Origin of the sequence: Paenibacillus sp. FSL P2-0322 (assembly GCF_037975315.1) — a bacterium.
In the GTDB taxonomy this organism is placed as follows: Bacteria; Bacillota; Bacilli; order Paenibacillales; family Paenibacillaceae; genus Paenibacillus; species Paenibacillus polymyxa_B.
This window is the reverse complement of sequence record NZ_CP150243.1, coordinates 5540538-5560690: the sequence shown is the minus strand read 5'-3', so window position 1 is coordinate 5560690 and position 20153 is coordinate 5540538. Positions and strand designations below refer to the sequence as shown.

The window sequence follows — 20153 nt, the reverse complement described above, 5'->3', positions numbered from 1 at the left end:
TTGGCCCAAGCTAAGGGATTGCTTACGAAGTTAGCTTTGGCTTTGCTAGAGCTTAAAGGTGGTGAAATCATGGCAAAAGGTATGCGCGAGATTAAACGTCAGATTAAAAGTGTGCAGAGTACGAAGCAGATCACGAAAGCGATGGAAATGGTCGCTGCATCCAAGCTGAGAAAAGCTCAGGAGAAAGCGGAGTCGGCTCGTCCTTACTCGGAAAAGCTTAAGGAAGTTGTGAGTAGTATTGCTTCTGGAGCGAATAACATCAAGCATCCAATGCTGGAAACGCGTCCGGTTAAAAAGACTGCTTATCTCATCATTACATCTGATCGTGGTCTGGCTGGTGGTTATAACGCCAATATTTTACGACAGGTTACGCAGACGATTTCTGAACGTCACCATTCACAGGATGAATTTGTGATTTTCATCATTGGACGAAAAGGACGGGATTATTTCAGACGTCGTGAATTTCCTATCGCTGAATCGGTAACAGATCTGTCGGATACACCTGCTTTTGCAGATATCAAAACAATTGCAAGCAAGGCTGTACAAGGCTTTGAACTTAAAGAATTTGATGAGCTTTATCTATGCTATAACCGCTTTGTCAACGCATTGACTCAAATTCCAACAGTTGACCGTCTGTTACCAATGGCAACACCGGATTCAGCTACAGCTTCATCCTCAATTAACTATGAGTATGAGCCTTCACCAGAAGGAGTGCTGGAAGTATTGCTGCCGCGTTACGCGGAAACGCTCATTTACGGCGCTTTGCTGGATGGTAAAGCTAGTGAACTGGGAGCGAAGATGACGGCGATGGGATCTGCTACGAAGAATGCTTCCAAGTTAATTGGTGAGCTTTCCTTGACCTATAACCGTGCTCGTCAAGCGGCTATTACCCAGGAAATTACGGAAATCGTTGCAGGGGCAAGCGCTCAGTCTTAATCAGGCTTGTTGCGACTGTTTTATAGCAGGGTCTACACTATTATGATAAATTGCGGGCGCAAAACAAATCAGAGTGGTTCGGATTTGCGGCTGTGCAAGCTTGTAGGAGGGAAACCAAAAGATGAACAAAGGACGCGTAGTGAGCATCATGGGTCCGGTTGTCGACGTTGAGTTCGAACGTGGACAACTTCCGGAAATCCTGAATGCCATTCATATTGGGACTGTGCTGGAGAGCGGAGTCAAAATTGATCTGACGCTCGAAGCTTCAAAACATCTAGGTGACAACCGTGTGCGTTGTATTGCCATGTCTTCCACAGATGGTTTGGTTCGTGGGGCTGAAGCCATAGATCTGGGAGCACCTATTTCAGTACCTGTCGGCGAAGCTACTCTTGGACGCGTATTTAACGTGCTTGGAACGCCAATTGATAATGGTGCTGATATGAGTGAAACGGCTAGAAATCCGATTCACCGTCAAGCTCCTTCTTTCGATGAGCTGACAACTCAAGCAGAGATGCTCGAAACCGGTATTAAAGTTATCGACTTGCTGGCTCCTTATGCTAAGGGTGGTAAAGTCGGATTGTTTGGTGGTGCTGGTGTAGGTAAAACCGTAACCATTCAAGAATTGATTAACAATATCGCTCAGGAGCATGGTGGTATTTCTGTATTTGCGGGTGTAGGTGAACGCACACGTGAAGGAAATGACTTGTATCATGAAATGAGAGATTCCGGCGTTATCAACAAAACAGCGATGGTGTTCGGACAAATGAACGAGCCTCCGGGTGCACGTTTGCGTGTAGCTCTCACAGGTCTGACGATGGCGGAATACTTCCGTGACCAAGAAGGCCGTGACGTGTTGCTCTTTATTGATAACATTTTCCGCTTTACTCAAGCAGGTTCTGAGGTTTCGGCCCTGTTGGGACGTATGCCTTCAGCAGTAGGTTACCAGCCTACGCTGGCTACTGAGATGGGTCAATTGCAAGAACGGATTACTTCTACTAAAAAAGGTTCTGTTACTTCCATTCAGGCGATCTATGTGCCTGCGGATGACTACACTGACCCGGCTCCTGCTACAACGTTTGCCCATTTGGATGCTACAACGAATCTGGAACGTAAAATTTCCGAAATGGGTATTTACCCGGCGGTTGATCCACTCGCATCAAGCTCCCGTATTTTGGCTCCAGATGTTGTGGGTGAAGAGCATTACAATGTAGCACAAGGGGTAAAACAAATTTTGGCCCGCTACAATGAGCTTCAGGATATCATTGCCATCCTGGGTATGGACGAGCTGAGTGAAGAAGATAAAATGTTGGTGGCACGTGCACGTAAAATCCAGCGTTTCCTTTCTCAACCTTTCCACGTTGCCGAAGCATTTAACGGCTTCCCAGGTAAATATGTGCCGGTTAAAGAAACTGTACGAAGCTTCAAAGAAATTTTGGAAGGCAAGTATGACCATCTTCCAGAAGCGGCTTTCCTTTTTGTAGGAGCCATCGAAGAAGCAGTTGAAAAAGCTAAAACGTTGTAAACAACAGGCAAAGAATAGCCGAGCCTTACGAAGTGAGCTGTCTGCGGACAGCTTCCAGGAGGGATTCAAGTGAGCACGTATTTACTAGAGATTGTGACGCCGGAGCGCCTGGTTTATACAGAACAGGTAAACAGCATCAGTGTTCGCGGCTCGGAAGGCGATCTTGGGATTTTACCTGGACACCTTCCCTTGGTCACTCCCTTGAAGATTGCACCGATACGCATTAAAATCGGTGGTCAAACCGAAGTGATCGCGGTCAATGGGGGCTTTCTTGAAGTCCGCAAGGATAAAGTGGTCATTTTGGCTGAGAGTGCGGAACGTTCCGAAGAAATTGATGTGGAGCGTGCCCGTGCGGCAAGGGAGCGGGCAGAACTGCGGCTCCAGAGCAAGCAGGAACAGATAGATCATCATCGGGCGGAAGTAGCTCTGCAACGGGCGCTTAACCGTTTAAATGCTACAAGCATCAGAACCAATAAGAATTAATATTGGATTTTAAGTGGAATTTTAAAAGGGTTCGGCATAGTATACGGATGGAACGACAAGGAGACCACTTCATAATTTCTGCCAAAGAATGTCCGGTAGAAGGTGAGGGAGAACCTTGCTTCCTTCGATCACTGTGATCGGGCCCTTTTTTAGCTGTAATTACCAAATGTACAGTCCTATTTCTTGCCCGGCTGCTAGGTATTTAGTACCTTTTAAATTCACGAAACAGAAGTGATTAATCACATTTTGTCGAAATAAATGTCCTGAAAACAGAAATAGCACTGGCATATTAGGCGTTCGCCGAGTATTATAAAGAAGTCTGTGACGCAGATGGGAGGAATTATGGTTGAACGGGAAACAGCAATTGGCTGAACAGCTAAGTCAATCGGCGAGTATGACCGCGCTGATCTCCATGATCGTGTCGCTCATCTGTATAGCGTTAGCTTGGTGGGCTTTACAGAGTTTTAAGCTGGATTTGTTAATCCGGCAACCCAAAGGACCGCAAGGCAGATTGCTACACTTGTTTCTTGCTATAATTTTGGGACAGTTGGTTTCTGGGTTCCTGTTGAGCTACATTTCTTGGAGTCAGATGCTCTAGAATTTGTTTTAACATGAAGTGGGCGGGTTATATGACCTTATGACTGTGTCTCTGCGGGAATTGTCGAATAACATCGCGTCATATTGTTAACAATGGTAAACAAAAGAACCATACATGTATAGCTGGCTGAATCAGTTAGAGTACAATGGTCGTCAAGTACAAAAAACGCTTGTATACTTGTTTTAATCAGTGGTATGATGGCAGTTAGGGTATTAGTAAAATCTTGTTTTTTTATGTAATGAAAAAGCAAGGCATGAAAATAGCGGAATATGTTCTTTTTTTCCAGAATGGAAAAGGGAAATGACGCGCGGAGGGAACCATAGATGAGCAAATTTATCGTCCGCGGTGGCAACAGATTGACCGGGAGTGTCAAAGTCAGCGGAGCCAAAAACTCAGTTCTGCCGATCATCGCCGCTTCTCTGCTAGGAGAAGAAGGAGAAAGTGTTATTATTGATGCACCTCCTCTAGACGATGTGATGACCATTAACAAAGTGCTGGAGTCCTTAGGAGCAGGCGTTACATACCAAGATGAGGTCATTCGTGTTGACGCGCGGAAGATAATTTCCTGTGAAGCCCCTTACGAGTGGGTTAGGAAAATGCGCGCATCATTCTTGGTTATGGGGCCGCTGCTTACACGTTTGGGACGTACAAGGATCTCGCTTCCAGGCGGATGCGCAATCGGAACGCGACCAATTGATCAGCATTTGAAGGGTTTTGAGGCATTGGGCGCGGAGATTAGCCTGGGCCAAGGTTTTATTGAAGCTAAAAGTAACGGGCGTCTGCGTGGAGCTAAAGTTTATTTGGATGTAGCCAGCGTAGGAGCAACCGAGAATATTATGATGGCCGCTACTCTTGCTGAGGGCGTAACTACCATCGAGAATGCTGCTAAGGAACCTGAGATTGTTGATCTCGCAAATTTCCTGAATGGAATGGGTGCCAAAGTACGCGGTGCGGGCACGGGCGTTATTCGTATTGAAGGCGTTGAGAAGCTACATGGTGTAAAACATACGGTCATTCCCGACCGGGTAGAAGCAGGTACTTATATGGTTGCTGCTGCGATCACAGGCGGGAACGTATATGTAGAAGGCGCAATATCCGATCATTTAGGACCGGTTATTTCCAAGATGGAAGAAATGGGTGTAACCATTCAACCTGATGAGAACGGAATTCGTGTCATTGCAGATAAGCCGTTAAAGGCCGTTGATGTTAAAACTTTGCCTTATCCTGGTTTTCCTACCGATATGCAGTCTCAGATGATGGCACTTCAACTTGCCGCTGAAGGAACGAGCATTATTACGGAAACCGTGTTTGAAAATCGTTTCATGCATGTGGATGAATTTCATCTCATGAATGCGGAAATTAAGGTTGAAGGTCGTTCGGCCATTGTAACTGGTAATGCTAAGCTGACAGGTGCGAAAGTAACCTCTACAGATTTGCGTGCAGGTGCTGCGTTAATTCTGACCGGACTCATTGCGGAAGGTACAACGGAGGTATCCGGCGTACATCACATCGATCGCGGTTACGTTCATTTGGCTGAGAAGCTGACTGGATTGGGAGCGGACATTTACAGAGTGACCGTGGAAGAGTCCAAACTGAATCATTCGCCCAGTACAGAGCGCGTAATGCCAGAAGAGACGTCGGGAAATCTGTTTAAGAAGATCCAGCCTTCCCTCGCCTAAGCTTTAACGTATGTCGCTTCATGTTGCATAAGTATATTCTTGAACAATAAGGAACCAAGTCCGAAAGGGCTTGGTTTTTTTGTTGTTTGCAGTCAGTCTTTTTCATTCTTTCAGTTCTCTTAAAACGGTTCTATCAAAGTGGACGACTTCATATGATTGAAAATATCTGCTGGAGTATATCTGTACTCCAGCCGGACACTTAGCCCTTTGATGGAGGTTTCAGCCTATGAAAGATTCACAGGTTCGCATCCGTATACCCATTCATCATCCTAAGGAACATCGCCAGGCTTCACTTGCGGAGGAAGGCTCTGGCTCTATAGCTACTTCGTTACAGAAGATTAAGCTTATGCAACAGCAACCAGACACAAGAGGTACATTGTCGGGTGGCGTCAAGCCCAATCGGCGTATAACAGCCGTGCATTCCGCTGTGAACTCCGTTGATACGGCTTTGCCTATTGCTGGAGCAGCGGTCCATGACACACGCGCTGCAAGCCCGCTGCGGGTGCCGCTACCGCACCTGCGTCCTTCCGCCGGGCGTGCCCCGCGCTGGGGCAGCCGCCGCCCATGGCTGCCATTCGCCGCCATGGCAGGGGTGCTGGTGCTTGCCATGGCTGTGCCCGCGCTAATGGCGTGGCCTCGCCAGACGGCGCAGCCGGTGCCGCCGAGCAGTCGCACGGCAGCACCGGCTGCACCTAGCGTAACGGCAAAGGGCGAGACGCCCGTCACGCGCCTGCCGGGTGTCCCGCCGATACCGGCGGTGCCCGCTGCTCCAACGCGCAGCGTGCCGGTGGTGGCAGAGCCGGACGTGCGTGTGTACGTCACGTCTACCGGTCGCACGGAGACGTTACCGCTGGAGCAATACATTGTCGGCGTAGTAGCCGCCGAAATGCCGCCCAGCTTCGAGGGCGAGGCACTGAAAGCGCAGGCCATTGCCGCGCGTACCTTCATTGCCCGGCGTTTGCTGGCTGATGACACCAGCGGTGCCCCGGCGGGAGCAGATGTGACGGATACTGTTAAACATCAGGCTTATATCTCTAAAGCTAAACTTACTAGAGAATGGGGGCACTCTGGTAAATCCGCAGAGCTGGCTAAAATTCAGCAGGCCGTACGAGACACCAAGGATACGATCATGGTATATGAAGGCAAGCCCATTACGGCCTCTTTTTTTTCTACTAGCAATGGCTACACCGAAAATTCAGAGGATGTATGGGCGAAGGCAGTGCCCTATTTACGAAGTGTGTCAAGTCCATGGGACAAGCAGTTGGCCCCGCGTTATACAGAAACCGTCACACTGAGTCGTCAGAGTGTGTTCGATAGATTGGGGTTGAGTCGTACTGCGATAGCTGCTTCTACTGGAGGAGGGAGAATGCCAGAGATTCGTATACTCTCTAAGACAGAAGGACATCGCATCAAGAAGATTGAGGTTGGTGGTTCAATCTTTACAGGGCCGGAAATCCGTAACAAACTGGGGCTGCGTTCGGCTGAGTTTACGTGGAAGGCTGAAGGGGACCGGATTGCTATAACAACCTATGGTTATGGTCATGGTGTTGGTATGAGTCAGTGGGGAGCCAATGGAATGGCCAAGGAAGGTCATACTGCCACTCAAATTCTCCTTCACTATTATACTGGCATTTCTTTTGCGCAAGCCTCTCGTATTCTAAGTTAGTAAATATTTCGAAACTTTGAAGTATAAAAGAGTTGCACCCGGTAACACTGGTTACTGAGGTGATGAGCAAATGAATGAACAAAATAAAAACCAGAACCAAAACCATGAAGAAACACCCAAAACCTTTCAGGGTGGAAGAGCTTCACGGCCGTCTTCGTGGAAAAAGCTGTTGTCCAAAAGGTGGGCATACCCGGCAGCCTACATTGCCGCAGCAGCCATTATACTAACCTTAGTGTGGGTCTATCAGGATGCCAGCCAGAAGTCTTTCAAACCTGACCCAGCTAGTCCATCGGTACAAAGCACAAGTGCAGTGAACACCGATGTTAACGGACAACAGCCAGAAAGCGTGGAAGTAGTTGCCCAGTCGGAAAATATCGCATGGCCAGTAGCAGATGCTGGCGCAGTACAGGTCGTAAAGCCGTTCTTTGATGAGAACGCGACCGCTGATGAGCAGGCGGCAGCTATGGTAGAGTACGATAAAACATTTACCGCTAACACTGGGATTGATCTTTCCCGGGCCGACGATCAGGCGTTTGAAGTGAGAGCCGCCCTGAGTGGCAAAGTATCTCGTGTGGAACAACATCCGCTGGTAGGTAGTGTCGTAGAAATCACGCATGATAATAATCTCAAAACGGTGTATCAAAGCTTGAGTGATCTGAAAGTAAAAGAAGGCGATCAAGTGAAACAAAACGATGTGATTGCTTCAGCGGGTCGTAACGAGCTTGAAAAGGATTTGAAAACACATCTGCATTTTGAAGTGTATCAGGATGACAAGCCGGTGAATCCAGCAGGTCTGCTTCCTAAAAAATAAATTTGGTCATGGCTTTGCATGCAAAGCGGGGAATCCACATTCCCTGCTTTTTTCTTGTGTAGTTTTTGTGCATAAGGTAAACATAAGCTGCTTTTGCCAAATAAATAGGCCTTCGGAAGCATGTCTTCCCGCCAAACCGCGAATATATAGGCACGCTCCTCATATAATGTACCAAACTATCCACAGTAGGGAGGCGGGAGCGTGCACGATTACATCAAGGAACGGACCATCAAAATCGGTCGCTGTATCGTGGAAACAAGGAATACGGTCCGTACGATTGCCAAGGAATTTGGTGTCTCCAAGAGCACGGTGCATAAAGATCTGACCGAACGGCTGCCTGAAATCAACCCGGATCTTGCCGATCAGGTGAAGCACATTCTCGAATACCATAAATCCATCCGCCATCTGCGGGGAGGAGAAGCGACGAAAATTAAGTACAAAAAAACGAGTGGCAAACGAAGGGAGATTCTCGTTTCTGGCAAGTCCTAAAAATATATAGTGAATTGGCTGGCAAAGCCATTGAATCAACCCCCTGAAGTATGATATGTTAAAAGATGGTACAAGACGAAAAATGACATGTAACCGTAGGTTTATACATATATTTGCCGCTTCTTGTCGAATCTTAGCTTTTTAAAATATCACTTTGGGGGCCTTTTTAATATGTTCAGTAATGATATCGGTATCGACCTCGGTACGGCCAACGTGCTTATCCACGTCAAAGGGAAGGGGGTTGTTCTTGACGAACCTTCCGTTGTCGCGATAGAAAGCGATTCAAAAAGAGTTCTGGCTGTCGGAGAGGAAGCGCGCCGTATGGTGGGACGTACTCCTGGTAATATCATAGCCATCCGTCCATTACGTGATGGTGTCATCGCCGATTTTGAAGTAACAGAAGCGATGTTAAAATATTTTATCAATCGGGTAGGGGGAAAAAGCTGGTACAGCCACCCTCGTATTCTAATTTGTGCGCCGACGAACATTACCTCAGTGGAGCAAAAAGCGATTCGTGAAGCGGCGGAGCGTAGCGGGGCCAAGGAAGTATTTTTGGAGGAAGAGCCAAAAGCGGCTGCCATCGGAGCAGGAATGGATATTTTTGAGCCTAGCGGCAACATGGTAGTGGATATTGGTGGCGGAACGACTGACGTTGCAGTCCTCTCTATGGGGGATGTCGTAACAGCTTCTTCCATTAAAATGGCAGGGGACAAATTTGATACAGCCATCATGAAATATGTAAAAACGAAGTACAAGCTTCTGATCGGGGAACGTACGGCTGAGGATATCAAGATTGCTATCGGAACCGTGCATCCGAGCGGACGTCGTGCAGAGATGGACATCCGTGGACGGGATATGGTATCCGGATTGCCCAAAACGTTAAGTATTTCTGCGGATGAAGTGCAGGATGCGCTTAGAGATCCTGTATCGGCGATTGTTGCTGCGGCCAAGTTTGTATTGGAGCAGACCCCACCGGAACTGTCAGCTGATATTATTGACCGCGGTGTTATTTTGACTGGTGGCGGTGCCTTGCTTAGCGGATTGGACGAGCTGCTTGCTGAAGAACTGCGTGTTCCAGTACTGGTTGCCGAAGATCCGATGCATTGTGTTGTTAAAGGTACAGGAATTATGCTGGATAATTTGGATCATGTGGTTAAGAAAAAGTTCTAATCTGCCGATAGTGACTATAAGAGACTCGTGTGCGGTCAGACAGGTTGCCTAGCATTTTGGCTTTCGTGCCTCCGCGCGAGCATATGATTTTAGCAGAGTATAGGATTGGGGTGCACGATACATGTTGAGAGGTTTATATACTGCGGCCGCCGGATTGATGACACAACAACGACGCCATGACACCGTGACGCAAAATATTGCTAATATGAATACGACGGGATACAAACAGGAGAACAGTGTTCAGCGTTCTTTCCCCGAAATGCTTATTTCCATGACGGGTGGTAACCCTGATAACCCGGACCGTACGGTCGGCAAGCTCAATACTGGCGTTTTTGCTGAGGAAAGCCTCTCCCCTTACATTCAGGGAGCATTAAAGGACAGTGGACAAGCGACGGATTTTGCGATACAGTCCAATATTAATGTGAACGACCCAGCTACTGGTCAACCTATGGCTTTTGATCAGGCAGGGAAATTCATCAATGCTAACGGTGAAGTCACCTACCGTCCAGAAGCGTTTTTTACGGTGCGGGACAGTAATGGTAACGTTCGTTATACACGTGATGGACATTTTCAAGTAAATGGAGCGGGAGCATTGCTTTCATCGACTGGCTCAGCGGTGCTGGATACGAATGGAAACCCGATTCAATTGACGGGGGCTGTCTCAGAGCTTAAAGTAAATGAGCGGGGCGAATTGGTAGATAGCCAGTCCAACCAGACATTGGGGACGACGCTCGGTATTAGTGTCATTGATCGTCCGTACCAGCTCGTTCGTGAGGGCAATGGGAATTTTCGCCTGAATGATACTGACGGTGCTACAGCTAGAATGATGACTGCTAACGATGCTGTATCCGTTCGTCAAGGTTATCTGGAGGTATCTAATGTAGATGCTTCACAGTCCATGGTGGATATGATGGCTGCGTTAAGAGCGTATGAGGCGAATCAGAAGGTAATTCAATTTTATGATAAAAGCTTGGACAAGGCCGTTAATGAAGTAGGCCGTGTATAACAGGGGGTAAGTGATGAACAACTCCATGATTGGCGCAATGGTATCTATGGCCAGTGTGCAGCAGCGTTTGGATTTAATTGCCGATAATATTGCTAATATCAATACAGTGGGTTATAAGAGTAAACAGGGTTCCTTTGAAGATGTATTGGCCAATGTGCAGCAACAGCCTTCAACGTATCTCCAAAATGGACGGGCCATGCCGCTCGGCTATAATTTGGGCTACGGAGTTAAAACGGCCGCAATCATGAAAAATATGGAGCAAGGTCCGCTCAAGGAGACGGGACTTCCTACCGATCTGGCGATTCAAGGTAATGCCATGTTTGAAGTTCAGGGAAATGGGCAAAAAGCTTGGACCCGTGACGGTAGCTTTCATTTTGTTCCTGATCCGAATGATAGTGCGACGATGATGTTGACCACTGCTGAAGGTTATTCCGTGCTGGATAACAATGATGTTCCTGTGACTGCTCCAGCGGGTTCCAAGGTGGCTATTAACTCGGATGGCGAATTGCTGATTCGTGCTAATGGAACTGGGGCTCCGACAGTTGGTCAGAGAATCAAGCTAATGGATGTACAGCGTCCAGAAGGACTGGAACAGCGGGATGATAACCTGTTCGTGTTGTTGAATGGTATAACAGAGGCAAATGTATTCGGAGCTGCAGGTGTGGCAGGTGCTGTTCCAGCGGACGTATCTGTGCGTTCCGGTTATCTTGAGGAATCTAATGTGGATTTAGCGGGCGAAATGACGGATATGATGCAAGTTCAGCGGATGTATCAAATGGCGGCACGGGCATTAACTTCTAGTGATACGATGATGAACCTGGCCAACAATCTGAGGGCTTAAGGATTTGGTGATGAAAGAAGAACAATCTGATTCCCGTCCGGTGCCTGAAAAGACGAAGTCCCGCTGGCGTACTGCTCGTTATTTCGTAGTTCCGTTGCTGCTCCTGTTCTCGCTGTTAGGCGGCTTAATTGCAGGATATGTAATTGTAGGTAAGCAAGGGTTGTCAGGTGTATTCGAATGGAAAACCTGGCAGCATGTGATTGATCTTATATTTGCGCCTTAGTTTACTTTAAATGAGTGGGGGCGGGAAAAGGTCGCTCCGCGAATGATTTGATCATACGATCGCTGTTGCAGCGGGATTTTCTTATTTGATAAATTATTCAGATGTAAAAATCCCTTTGCAAAGGCGAACGCTCGCGCTTCTCCAGATTCAAATCCTTCGCTCCGCTGCTACCCGCCATCAGGGCCACTTTTATTAAAATAACCCCCCCGCAATTTGTGTGGGGAGTATAGAATAACAAAACCCTGTGCCAGTGGCGCAGGGTTTTGTTATGCCTTCAGGCAGGAGCCTTCAAATGCAGTGACGGGCAGCTTGCAGCCATTGGACACAATCGCAGAGGCCTTCGGTTGTTTCACTGCCCTTCACGGCAAGCGAGTATTATTGAAGCGAGGCTTTCCTTTTGAGCCAAAAGTAACTCGGCGGAGGGGTTTATTTGAATCTGGAGAAGCGATAGCGTTCGCCTTTGCCCCTAAATTTTAACCTTGCAGGTATTATAAAATGAAAAAATTTAGGGGCAACAGCGATCGGAAGATCAAATAAATCACGTAGCCCTTCCCCCCCCTTGGCTCAAATGAAACTTCGCTTCACCCCCATAATAGGAGCACCCAATATGGTACTTCCGCGTAATTTTCTTTTTGTATCTGATAACTGTATAATGATGGGGAAGTTTATAACACTGCGGGGTAAAACCAAGCACGGGCAAAAGGGCTTCTTCGCGCCTCGGGTTGCATAACCGGCGGAAAAAGCCCCTTATCTCAACCTCCACTTCTGCAGTAGGTGAAGGATATCTAACATTGTTGCCGCCAAGAGCTGTTTTTATGCAGCGCAGGCGGGGTAATATTATGCTTGCAGTAACTCATGACTGATACAGAGTCAAACCTGCAAGCGGGAGGAGTTATTAAGGTAAATGGACAAATTGCAATTGGATGTTAATCAAATTCAGGAGATTATCCCACATCGAGCGCCATTTTTATTGGTAGATCGTATTATTGAGCTGGAGGAAGGGAAAAGAGCAGTGGGCATTAAAAATGTAACGATGAATGAGCCTCATTTCATTGGACATTTTCCGGGGTATCCCGTTATGCCTGGTGTGTTGATCACCGAAGCACTGGCTCAAGTTGGGGCTGTCGCATTACTGCATCTAGAGAGCAATCGTGGCAAAATCGGGTTCTTGGCAGGGTTGGATGGTTTCCGTTTCCGTGGACAGGTGGTTCCTGGGGATACGCTTACGCTTGAAGTGGAAATCACTCGTTCCAAAGGCGCATTTGGCAAAGGGAAAGCTACGGCTAAAGTAGGCGATACGGTAGTAGCTGAGGGCGAAATTATGTTTGCTTTATCTGACCCTCCCCAATAAATAAAGCTCTGCCGACATAAGTACGACGTCTGAACTGAGTGCATGTGTACATAGAAATCCTGTTTTGACAACCCAAAAATGGAGAGGGGAAATTCCGTATGACGCAGTTGAGTAAAAAAGCATTAGAAGGCATTGAGAGCTGGCTGCAAGACCCTTATATTGATGAAGAGACTAAACAGGAGTTGCGCGCATTGGAAGGCAACGAGCAGGAACTGGAGGATCGCTTTTACAAAGAGCTGGAATTTGGTACAGGCGGTCTGCGTGGAGTGATCGGGGCAGGAAGTAACCGGATGAACCGTTACGTCATTGGACGTGCGACTCAAGGGCTGGCTCGCTATATTTTAGAACAGCATGCTGGTAAAGAAGGCAAACCTTCGGTTGTCATTGCACATGATTCGCGTCATTTTTCACCAGAATTTGCTCTGGATGCAGCTTTGGTGCTGGCAGGCAATGGTATCGTGGCTAAGTTGTTCCCTTCCTTGCGTCCAACGCCACAGCTTTCGTTTAGTGTACGTCATTTGGGAGCCAGTGGAGGGATCGTTGTGACAGCGAGTCACAATCCTCCTGAGTATAATGGATACAAGGTATACAACGATGAAGGGGGTCAGCTTGTTCCAGATCAGGCTGAACAGGTAATTAGTTATATCCGTGAGGTTCCTTCTTTTGCCGACATTCGCAGTTTGACACGTGAGGAAGCAGAGGCACAGGGATTGTTGGTTTGGCTTGGAGAAGAGGAAGATGAAGCGTTTGTAGATACGGTAGCCAGTGTGAGTGTGAACCGTGAGCTGATTGCAGCCGGACCAGGCAAAAACTTCAAAGTTGTGTTTACACCTCTCCATGGTACTGGAAATGAACCGGTTCGTCGTGTGCTGGAGAAGATCGGTTTTGAACAGGTGCATATAGTGCCTGAGCAAGAGCTCCCAGATGCTGAATTTTCGACTGTCAAGTCGCCAAACCCGGAAGAACGTGATGCGTTTAAGCTGGCAATTGCGCTGGGTGAGAAAATTGGTGCAGATCTGTTGATCGGAACAGACCCTGATGCTGACCGCATGGGTGCAGTTGTGAAAAACCGTGATGGCGAATATGTGGTATTGTCCGGCAATCAATCTGGCGCGATCATGGTTTACTACTTATTGAATCAGCTAAAAGAAACAGGCAAGCTTCCGAATAATGGGGCGGTTATCAAAACCATCGTAACCAGCGAAATGGGCGCAGTCATTGCCGAACATTTTGGAGCAACTGTGTTTAACACGCTAACTGGCTTCAAGTATATTGGCGAGAAAATGAACCAGTTTGACGAAACTGGCGAGTACACCTACCTGTTTGGCTATGAAGAGAGCTATGGTTATTTGGCAGGGAATTATGCTCGCGATAAGGATGCTGTCTTGGCGGCTATGCTGATCGCTGAAGCTGCTGCTTATTACAGCACACAAGGTAAGACGCTCTATGATGTTTTACAAGAGCTGTATGAGCAGTTTGGCTACTTCCTTGAGAAGCTGGAGTCTCGTACCCTTAAGGGTAAGGATGGAGTGGCACAAATTCAGGGCAAAATGACCGATTGGCGTAGCAACGCGCCTCAAGAGATTGCAGGCGTGAAGGTAGACAAGGTACTGGACTACTCACAAGGTCTGGACGGACTTCCACAGGAAAATGTACTCAAATTTTTACTGGAGGACGGTTCGTGGTTTTGCCTGCGCCCTTCGGGAACGGAGCCAAAAATCAAAGTATACTTCGCGGTACGCGGTTCATCGCTGTCAGACGCGGAGCAAAGAATCAGCCACCTGGTCGATGCTGTTATGGCTCGCGTAGACGCTTGAGAAAAATCCCTTTATAATAGAATAGGTTAAGGTAATTGGATAAGATATAGTAATCGGTGACCTCTCACGGCAAAGGGCAGTACGCCGTGGAGGTCATTTCTGTATTGCAGAATAACCTGGAAGAGGCTTTGGGAAAATAGCCTTATTCCGGCAACGGAGGATTTTGCAAAATTCAATGAGTGACCTACCAAAAGGCTGAGTACGGCAAGGCGGGCAGCATTGAATTTTGCAAAATCCCGAATATTAAGGAGGTTCTTTGGTGTATCAGAAATGGCAGTATTGGAATACGGCTTCTCGAAAATGGTTATGGATTTTGGTGGCTGTCGGCTTGCTGGCTTCCATTCCGGTCATCGCCGATCGTGTGAAGACAGAATCCTCGAGTAAAAAAGTAGAGATTGTATTCGATTATCGGGATTTGACGGAGGCAGCCTCGTATCAGGCTCACCCGCAGGACTATCTGAATGAGCAACTTGACCGCTTACAGCAAGCGGGTGTGAACAGCATGGCTATGTATGAAAGTACGTTGGATGATTTCCGTAAAGCGGGTCGCGTCGTAACCTATACGACTCAGAACGTTGCCGATATGGAAAAACGGCTTTCACCTGCAAATGAGAATTTTACGTATATTGTTTTCGCTGATAAAGAAAATGCCGAGGCATTAAAGCCGTTAATTTTACGTACGTTTACAAGCCTGGACATCAATGTAAAACCTTGGACTTATCAGGGACAGGAAGGGTTAGTTGTGGAAACATCTCCAGAGGATGCGTATCTCAAGCCCATGCAGCCTGACCCGATTGCGATGAAGCAGCTTCGGAGCAAAGGATTTTTTATTGTTCCACGGATGAGCGACAGTCTTCCTTACAACCAGGAGTTGACGGAAGAGATGCTTGCTTCCTTTCAGCAGAATGGTGTAAAACGCATTTTGTTTGAAGGTGATTCAGTCAAAGGCTTCACTGATAACGAGAAAGAGCATAGCTTGGCGGCATTTGCTAAATTGCTGAACAAATACGATATTGGCCTAGCTGCTATCGAAAACTTAAAAAAACCGCAAGCAGGCTTCAATAAGCTCGCTTACGATATCCATTATAACGTTGTGCGTTTATACTCATTGAGCGATAAAGATTCAACGCTCGATGTGGAAACGTTGGCCGATCGTTTTGCATTGGCTACCAAGGATCGTAATATTCGCATGTTGTATCTGAATACCGCGCCTAGCCGTAGTATTGCTGAAGCCAAGGTGAAGGATTCGGTAGATAACCTAATCCACAGCTTGGACAAGCCGGGTAACGCTGTACAACGGATGGAGAAAAAGGGGTTTGAACTTGGACAGGCTGAACCGTTCCAAGTCGTCGATTCGTCCATTCAGCGCTATCTGAAAATGATTGTCGTACTGGGTGCACTGGCATTCTTCTCCATTATGGTGTCCTATTTCGTCCCGGCATTGACTTTGCTGGCATTTTCACTCGGTTTGGTAGGTTCAGCAGGACTTTATGTTTTGAACTCCAGCTTGATGGAGCAAGGTCTAGCCCTACTCGCGGCGATTAGCGGACCTACGGTTGCAATGATTATCGCCGTGCGTACGATTAGAATTAAACGTGAACAGGGGTCCGAACTTTCTGTAGGTCAGCGTTTGATTCAAACGCTTATACTGTACGTACAGACAGCGATTTTGTCGCTGGCTGCAGTGCCTTTTGTTATTGCTCTGTTGAATAGTATTGCTTACAGCCTTGTGCTGAACCAATTTAGAGGTGTAAGCTTGCTTCACATTCTGCCGATCTTCTTAGCAGCGATATATATTTTCTTTTATCGAGGTGTTTCTGTACGGGAGGAAATTTCCAAGCTGCTACGTACGCCGATTACTGTATTGTGGGTGATCGCACTGGCTGTTATCGCAGCCGCAGGCTATTACTATTTGACTCGTACCGGAAATGCGGGTACGGTGTCGAACACGGAGCTGGTTTTCCGGAACTTCCTTGAAAATGCGTTTGGTGTACGTCCGCGCAATAAGGAATTTTTGATGGCTCACCCACTGTTTATTGCAGGGGCGTTCCTGGCTTTGAAATATCGCAAAGCAATCTATTTACTGATTATAGCTGCTATTGGTCAAGCCTCTATGGTGGATACCTTTGCTCACATTCACTCTCCAGCGGCACTGTCGCTTAGTCGCGGGCTGTTAGGATTGGGCTTCGGTCTGGTGCTGGGAATCATCGCAATTGTCGTGTGGCAAGTGCTGGAAGGGTGTTGGAAGAAATGGTCACCACAGCTCAAACGATAATCATCTCGGGTTATTACGGCTTTCGCAATAGTGGAGATGAGGCCGTGCTTAAGTCGATTTTGACAGCTTTAGAGGAGGAGAGTCGTCAGGCGGGGATTACAATCAAGCCTGTTGTTCTGTCTTCTGACCCCGCTTGGACACAGAAAATGTACGGAGTAGAAGCTGTAGCGCGGATGAGTCTGGGGGAAGTTCGTAGAGCGATTAAAAACAGCGATGGGCTTATAAGTGGCGGCGGGAGTTTGCTCCAGGATGCAACAAGCCCTAAAAGCATTCCGTATTATCTGGCAATTCTGAAACTGGCCCAATGGGCTGGAAAGCCGACGTTTGTATATGCTCAGGGCATTGGTCCGGTACAACGGAAGATATTTTATCCTATGATCCGTTCTGTGTTTCAGCGCTGTGAATATGTTTCTGTAAGAGATGAGCAGTCTGCCGCACTGCTGGGTACTATGAAACTGAAGCGCCCGGTTGTCGAAGTTGTTCCTGATCCGGTAATGGGGCTTCCATTGCCCCCGGGTTCCGAGCTGCATAAAGCAGCATTTGAGACTGCTATGGATAAACTTCCGATCGTTGGCGTATCTGTACGTTATTGGGATAAGGAACGTCGCGATTTAACGGCTATTGCGGACGGCTTAAAAAGATTAGCTGCTGAGCGCCGTGTACACTTACGCTTTTTACCTTTCCATCTGCCTGATGACGAGCAGGCTTCAAGGATGGTAATGGATTTGTTGGGGGATATTAGGGGGACGGGGAGCCTTGTCAGCATGTGTGATCAAGTCACTGATCCTCAACAGATGCTTTTGGAAGTCAGCCGTTGCAGTTTGATGATCGGGATGCGATTACACAGCTTGATCTATGCAGCATCCCACCAGGTGCCTCCGTTGGGGATATCCTACGATCCTAAAATTGACCATTTCCTCAGCCGTGTCGGTAGCCAGCCTGTAGGCACTACAGAGGCACTGGATGGACAAAAACTGGCTAATAAGTCTATGCGGTTGCTAGATCAGCGAAGTCAATGGATCGAGAGCCAGGAAGCGGCCATTGCTTTGTTAAAAAGTGAGGCTCGCTTACCGGCACAACATATCGTTAATTACTTGTGTCGCAAAGGATGATGGATACAGTGACAGTTGATAAGGTTACGAATGTGCCTACCGTCCCGATATTCGGTGTTCCGGTATCAAGGCTTAATATGAAAGATACATTAAATGTATTAATTCAAGCAGTGGAGTCTCGCCAGCCCCATCAAGTGATCACTGCCAATCCGATTATGGTAATGGCTGCATTGGAAGATCCAGTATACATGAACGTGATGAAACAGGCAGAGTTGATTGTTCCGGATGGGACTGGCGTGGTCTGGGCTGCAAACTATGTAGGACATCCTGTACCTGAGCGGGTAGCGGGCTTTGACTTGTTACATGAATTACTTGCAGCTGGAGAAAACTATCATTGGAAGGTTTATTTACTGGGATCAACATCTGAGGTGATTCAAGCGACCGCAAAGCGGGTACATGAGCTTTATCCCGCAATTACGGTTTGTGGCAAGCGTGATGGTTTTTTTGGACCTAAAGAGGATGAAGCCGTGATTGCAGCCATTCGTGAAGCAAATCCTGATTTGTTGTTTGTAGCACGTGGAGCGGACACGCAGGAACCCTGGATTGGTAAATATAAGGAACAGCTGGGTGTACCGGTGATGATGGGGGTTGGCGGTAGCTTCGATGTTATATCAGGCAGAACCAAACGCGCACCTAAATTGTTTCAAAAGCTACGGGCTGAATGGTTATATAGACTCCTTAAAGAGCCAAGCCGTTACAAAAGAATGCTTGCGCTGCCGAAATTCGCCGCGAAAGTGATGCGCGAAAAAGAAAACGTCACAAAAGTGTGATAAATAGCTTGAATCTGCCTACAAAACCCGCTAATTTGCCAGAATATGAAGCTTGGTATTTATTTTTGATCAGAGTATAATTCAATGCGGTTACATCTGAAAAGGGATTGCTTTAAAATTGGGGGTCGAATGATCAAATGTTATTGATCTATATTATTGGGTTCATCATGGCACTGGGACTTGCGCTGTTACTGACACCGCTCGTCAAGAAATTCGCTGTGAAGGTTGGAGCCGTCGATGTACCGAATGCCCGAAAAGTACATACCCGAATTATGCCGCGTCTTGGCGGACTGGGGATTTTCTTGGCATTTCTGTTGTCCTTATTGGCGGTGTTACCTTTTGTGCCTGACGGAATGCTGTCCTCTCGGGATATTAACTTTATCGCAGCCTTTCTGATTGGTGGTACGCTGATTACACTGATTGGTGCTCTCGATGATCGTTTTGATCTCAATGCAAAATTGAAATTTTTGGCTCAAATTGCCGTTGCGTGTATGGTCGTGTTTGCTTTTGATATTCGTGTAGATTTTGTAAATGTACCTTTTCAGGATGCATACTCATCTTTGGAAAGCTGGATTTCCATTCCGCTTACGATTTTTTGGATCGTAGGTGTAACGAATGCCATCAATTTGATTGACGGTCTGGATGGACTGGCTGCAGGTGTCTCAGGAATTGCGATTGGAACTATCTTTGTGATGTCGGTACTGATGGGCAATTACATGGTAGCTATGCTTTGTCTTGTGCTGCTGGGCAGTATTATCGGATTCTTATTTTTTAACTTTCATCCTGCGAAGATATTCATGGGTGATACAGGGTCATTATTTTTAGGTTTCTCTCTGGCCATGCTATCCATGCTTGGTTTCAAGCAAATTGCTATCGTATCTTTTATTACGCCATTGATTATTATCGGTGTACCTTTGTCAGATACATTCTTTGCTATCATTCGTCGCAAGTTGCAGAAAAAACCGATTTTCTCTCCGGATAAAGGTCATTTGCATCACTGCTTACGCGAACTAGGTTTCAGTCACAGACAGACGGTGTTGATTATCTACGGTATTGCTGCATTTTTCGGTGTATTGGCGGTGATTCAATCGTCTGCTGCGCTTAATGAAGCGAACTGGGTCACCTTTGTCGTGATTTGTATTATGATGTTCTTCCTACAGATCGGTGCAGAGGTTATTGGTCTTGTTGGCAAAACCAAACGCCCAGTTATTAATACACTGATTCGGTTGCTGGCTAAGCCAGATTCCCAAACACGTTCGAAATTATAATTTTAATTTAAAAGTAAGCCTTCAAGCTTGGCGGTATACCGCGGGTTTGAAGGCTTTTTTGATGTTTGCTGTAAAAAAACTCCCTCCTTTTTTGAGAATTTACTAATTTTTTGTATGTTTACTACCGATAAAAAAA

General features: G+C 47.0%; 18 protein-coding genes. All 18 read left to right on the top strand.

What is annotated here, in order from left to right; genetic code table 11:
* The first annotated feature begins 69 nt into the window (after window positions 1–69).
* Window positions 70–936, top strand: a complete 867-nt coding sequence (atpG, locus tag MKY24_RS24545) for an ATP synthase F1 subunit gamma (protein ID WP_339201057.1) — start codon at window positions 70–72, stop codon at window positions 934–936.
* 121 nt (window positions 937–1057) lie between these two features.
* On the top strand, window positions 1058–2458 hold the full coding sequence (gene atpD / locus MKY24_RS24540; protein ID WP_013312323.1) for a F0F1 ATP synthase subunit beta: 1401 nt from the start codon (window positions 1058–1060) through the stop codon (window positions 2456–2458).
* A gap of 69 nt (window positions 2459–2527) precedes the next feature.
* Complete coding sequence (locus tag MKY24_RS24535) at window positions 2528–2941, top strand: F0F1 ATP synthase subunit epsilon (protein ID WP_013312322.1); 414 nt, start codon at window positions 2528–2530, stop codon at window positions 2939–2941.
* 346 nt (window positions 2942–3287) lie between these two features.
* Window positions 3288–3539, top strand: a complete 252-nt coding sequence (locus MKY24_RS24530; RefSeq protein ID WP_013312321.1) for a DUF1146 family protein — start codon at window positions 3288–3290, stop codon at window positions 3537–3539.
* A 323-nt stretch (window positions 3540–3862) separates the two neighbouring features.
* Complete coding sequence (gene murA, locus MKY24_RS24525) at window positions 3863–5218, top strand: UDP-N-acetylglucosamine 1-carboxyvinyltransferase (protein ID WP_028542175.1); 1356 nt, start codon at window positions 3863–3865, stop codon at window positions 5216–5218.
* 226 nt (window positions 5219–5444) lie between these two features.
* Window positions 5445–6884, top strand: a complete 1440-nt coding sequence (spoIID, locus tag MKY24_RS24520; RefSeq protein WP_076295815.1) for a stage II sporulation protein D — start codon at window positions 5445–5447, stop codon at window positions 6882–6884.
* 70 nt (window positions 6885–6954) lie between these two features.
* A complete protein-coding gene (locus MKY24_RS24515; protein ID WP_013312318.1) occupies window positions 6955–7695 on the top strand; it encodes a M23 family metallopeptidase in 741 nt (246 codons plus the stop codon).
* A 201-nt stretch (window positions 7696–7896) separates the two neighbouring features.
* Window positions 7897–8184, top strand: a complete 288-nt coding sequence (spoIIID, locus tag MKY24_RS24510; RefSeq protein ID WP_007432737.1) for a sporulation transcriptional regulator SpoIIID — start codon at window positions 7897–7899, stop codon at window positions 8182–8184.
* Between the two features lie 171 nt (window positions 8185–8355).
* Window positions 8356–9354 (top strand): rod shape-determining protein, encoded by a 999-nt coding sequence (locus tag MKY24_RS24505; RefSeq protein WP_013312317.1) that lies wholly within the window; start codon window positions 8356–8358, stop codon window positions 9352–9354.
* A gap of 121 nt (window positions 9355–9475) precedes the next feature.
* Window positions 9476–10360, top strand: a complete 885-nt coding sequence (locus MKY24_RS24500) for a flagellar hook-basal body protein (RefSeq protein ID WP_023990702.1) — start codon at window positions 9476–9478, stop codon at window positions 10358–10360.
* Window positions 10361–10373: 13 nt separating this feature from the next.
* Window positions 10374–11201, top strand: coding sequence for a flagellar hook-basal body protein (locus tag MKY24_RS24495; protein ID WP_023990701.1), 828 nt, complete (start codon window positions 10374–10376; stop codon window positions 11199–11201).
* 10 nt (window positions 11202–11211) lie between these two features.
* Complete coding sequence (locus MKY24_RS24490) at window positions 11212–11424, top strand: DNA-directed RNA polymerase subunit beta (protein ID WP_028542171.1); 213 nt, start codon at window positions 11212–11214, stop codon at window positions 11422–11424.
* A gap of 904 nt (window positions 11425–12328) precedes the next feature.
* Entirely contained in the window at window positions 12329–12775 is a 447-nt protein-coding gene (fabZ, locus tag MKY24_RS24485; protein ID WP_013312312.1) for a 3-hydroxyacyl-ACP dehydratase FabZ, read from the top strand.
* Between the two features lie 98 nt (window positions 12776–12873).
* Window positions 12874–14592, top strand: coding sequence for a phospho-sugar mutase (locus MKY24_RS24480; RefSeq protein WP_339201056.1), 1719 nt, complete (start codon window positions 12874–12876; stop codon window positions 14590–14592).
* 259 nt (window positions 14593–14851) lie between these two features.
* On the top strand, window positions 14852–16867 hold the full coding sequence (locus tag MKY24_RS24475; RefSeq protein ID WP_339201055.1) for a DUF5693 family protein: 2016 nt from the start codon (window positions 14852–14854) through the stop codon (window positions 16865–16867).
* Window positions 16843–17979: a polysaccharide pyruvyl transferase CsaB gene (gene csaB / locus MKY24_RS24470; protein WP_209940558.1), complete on the top strand. Its 1137-nt coding sequence runs from the start codon at window positions 16843–16845 to the stop codon at window positions 17977–17979. The genes MKY24_RS24475 and csaB overlap by 25 nt, the downstream gene beginning before the upstream one ends.
* Window positions 17980–17987: 8 nt before the next feature.
* Complete coding sequence (locus MKY24_RS24465; RefSeq protein ID WP_081047531.1) at window positions 17988–18749, top strand: WecB/TagA/CpsF family glycosyltransferase; 762 nt, start codon at window positions 17988–17990, stop codon at window positions 18747–18749.
* A 137-nt stretch (window positions 18750–18886) separates the two neighbouring features.
* Window positions 18887–20017: an MraY family glycosyltransferase gene (locus MKY24_RS24460; RefSeq protein WP_028542169.1), complete on the top strand. Its 1131-nt coding sequence runs from the start codon at window positions 18887–18889 to the stop codon at window positions 20015–20017.
* The last annotated feature ends 136 nt before the right edge of the window (window positions 20018–20153 follow it).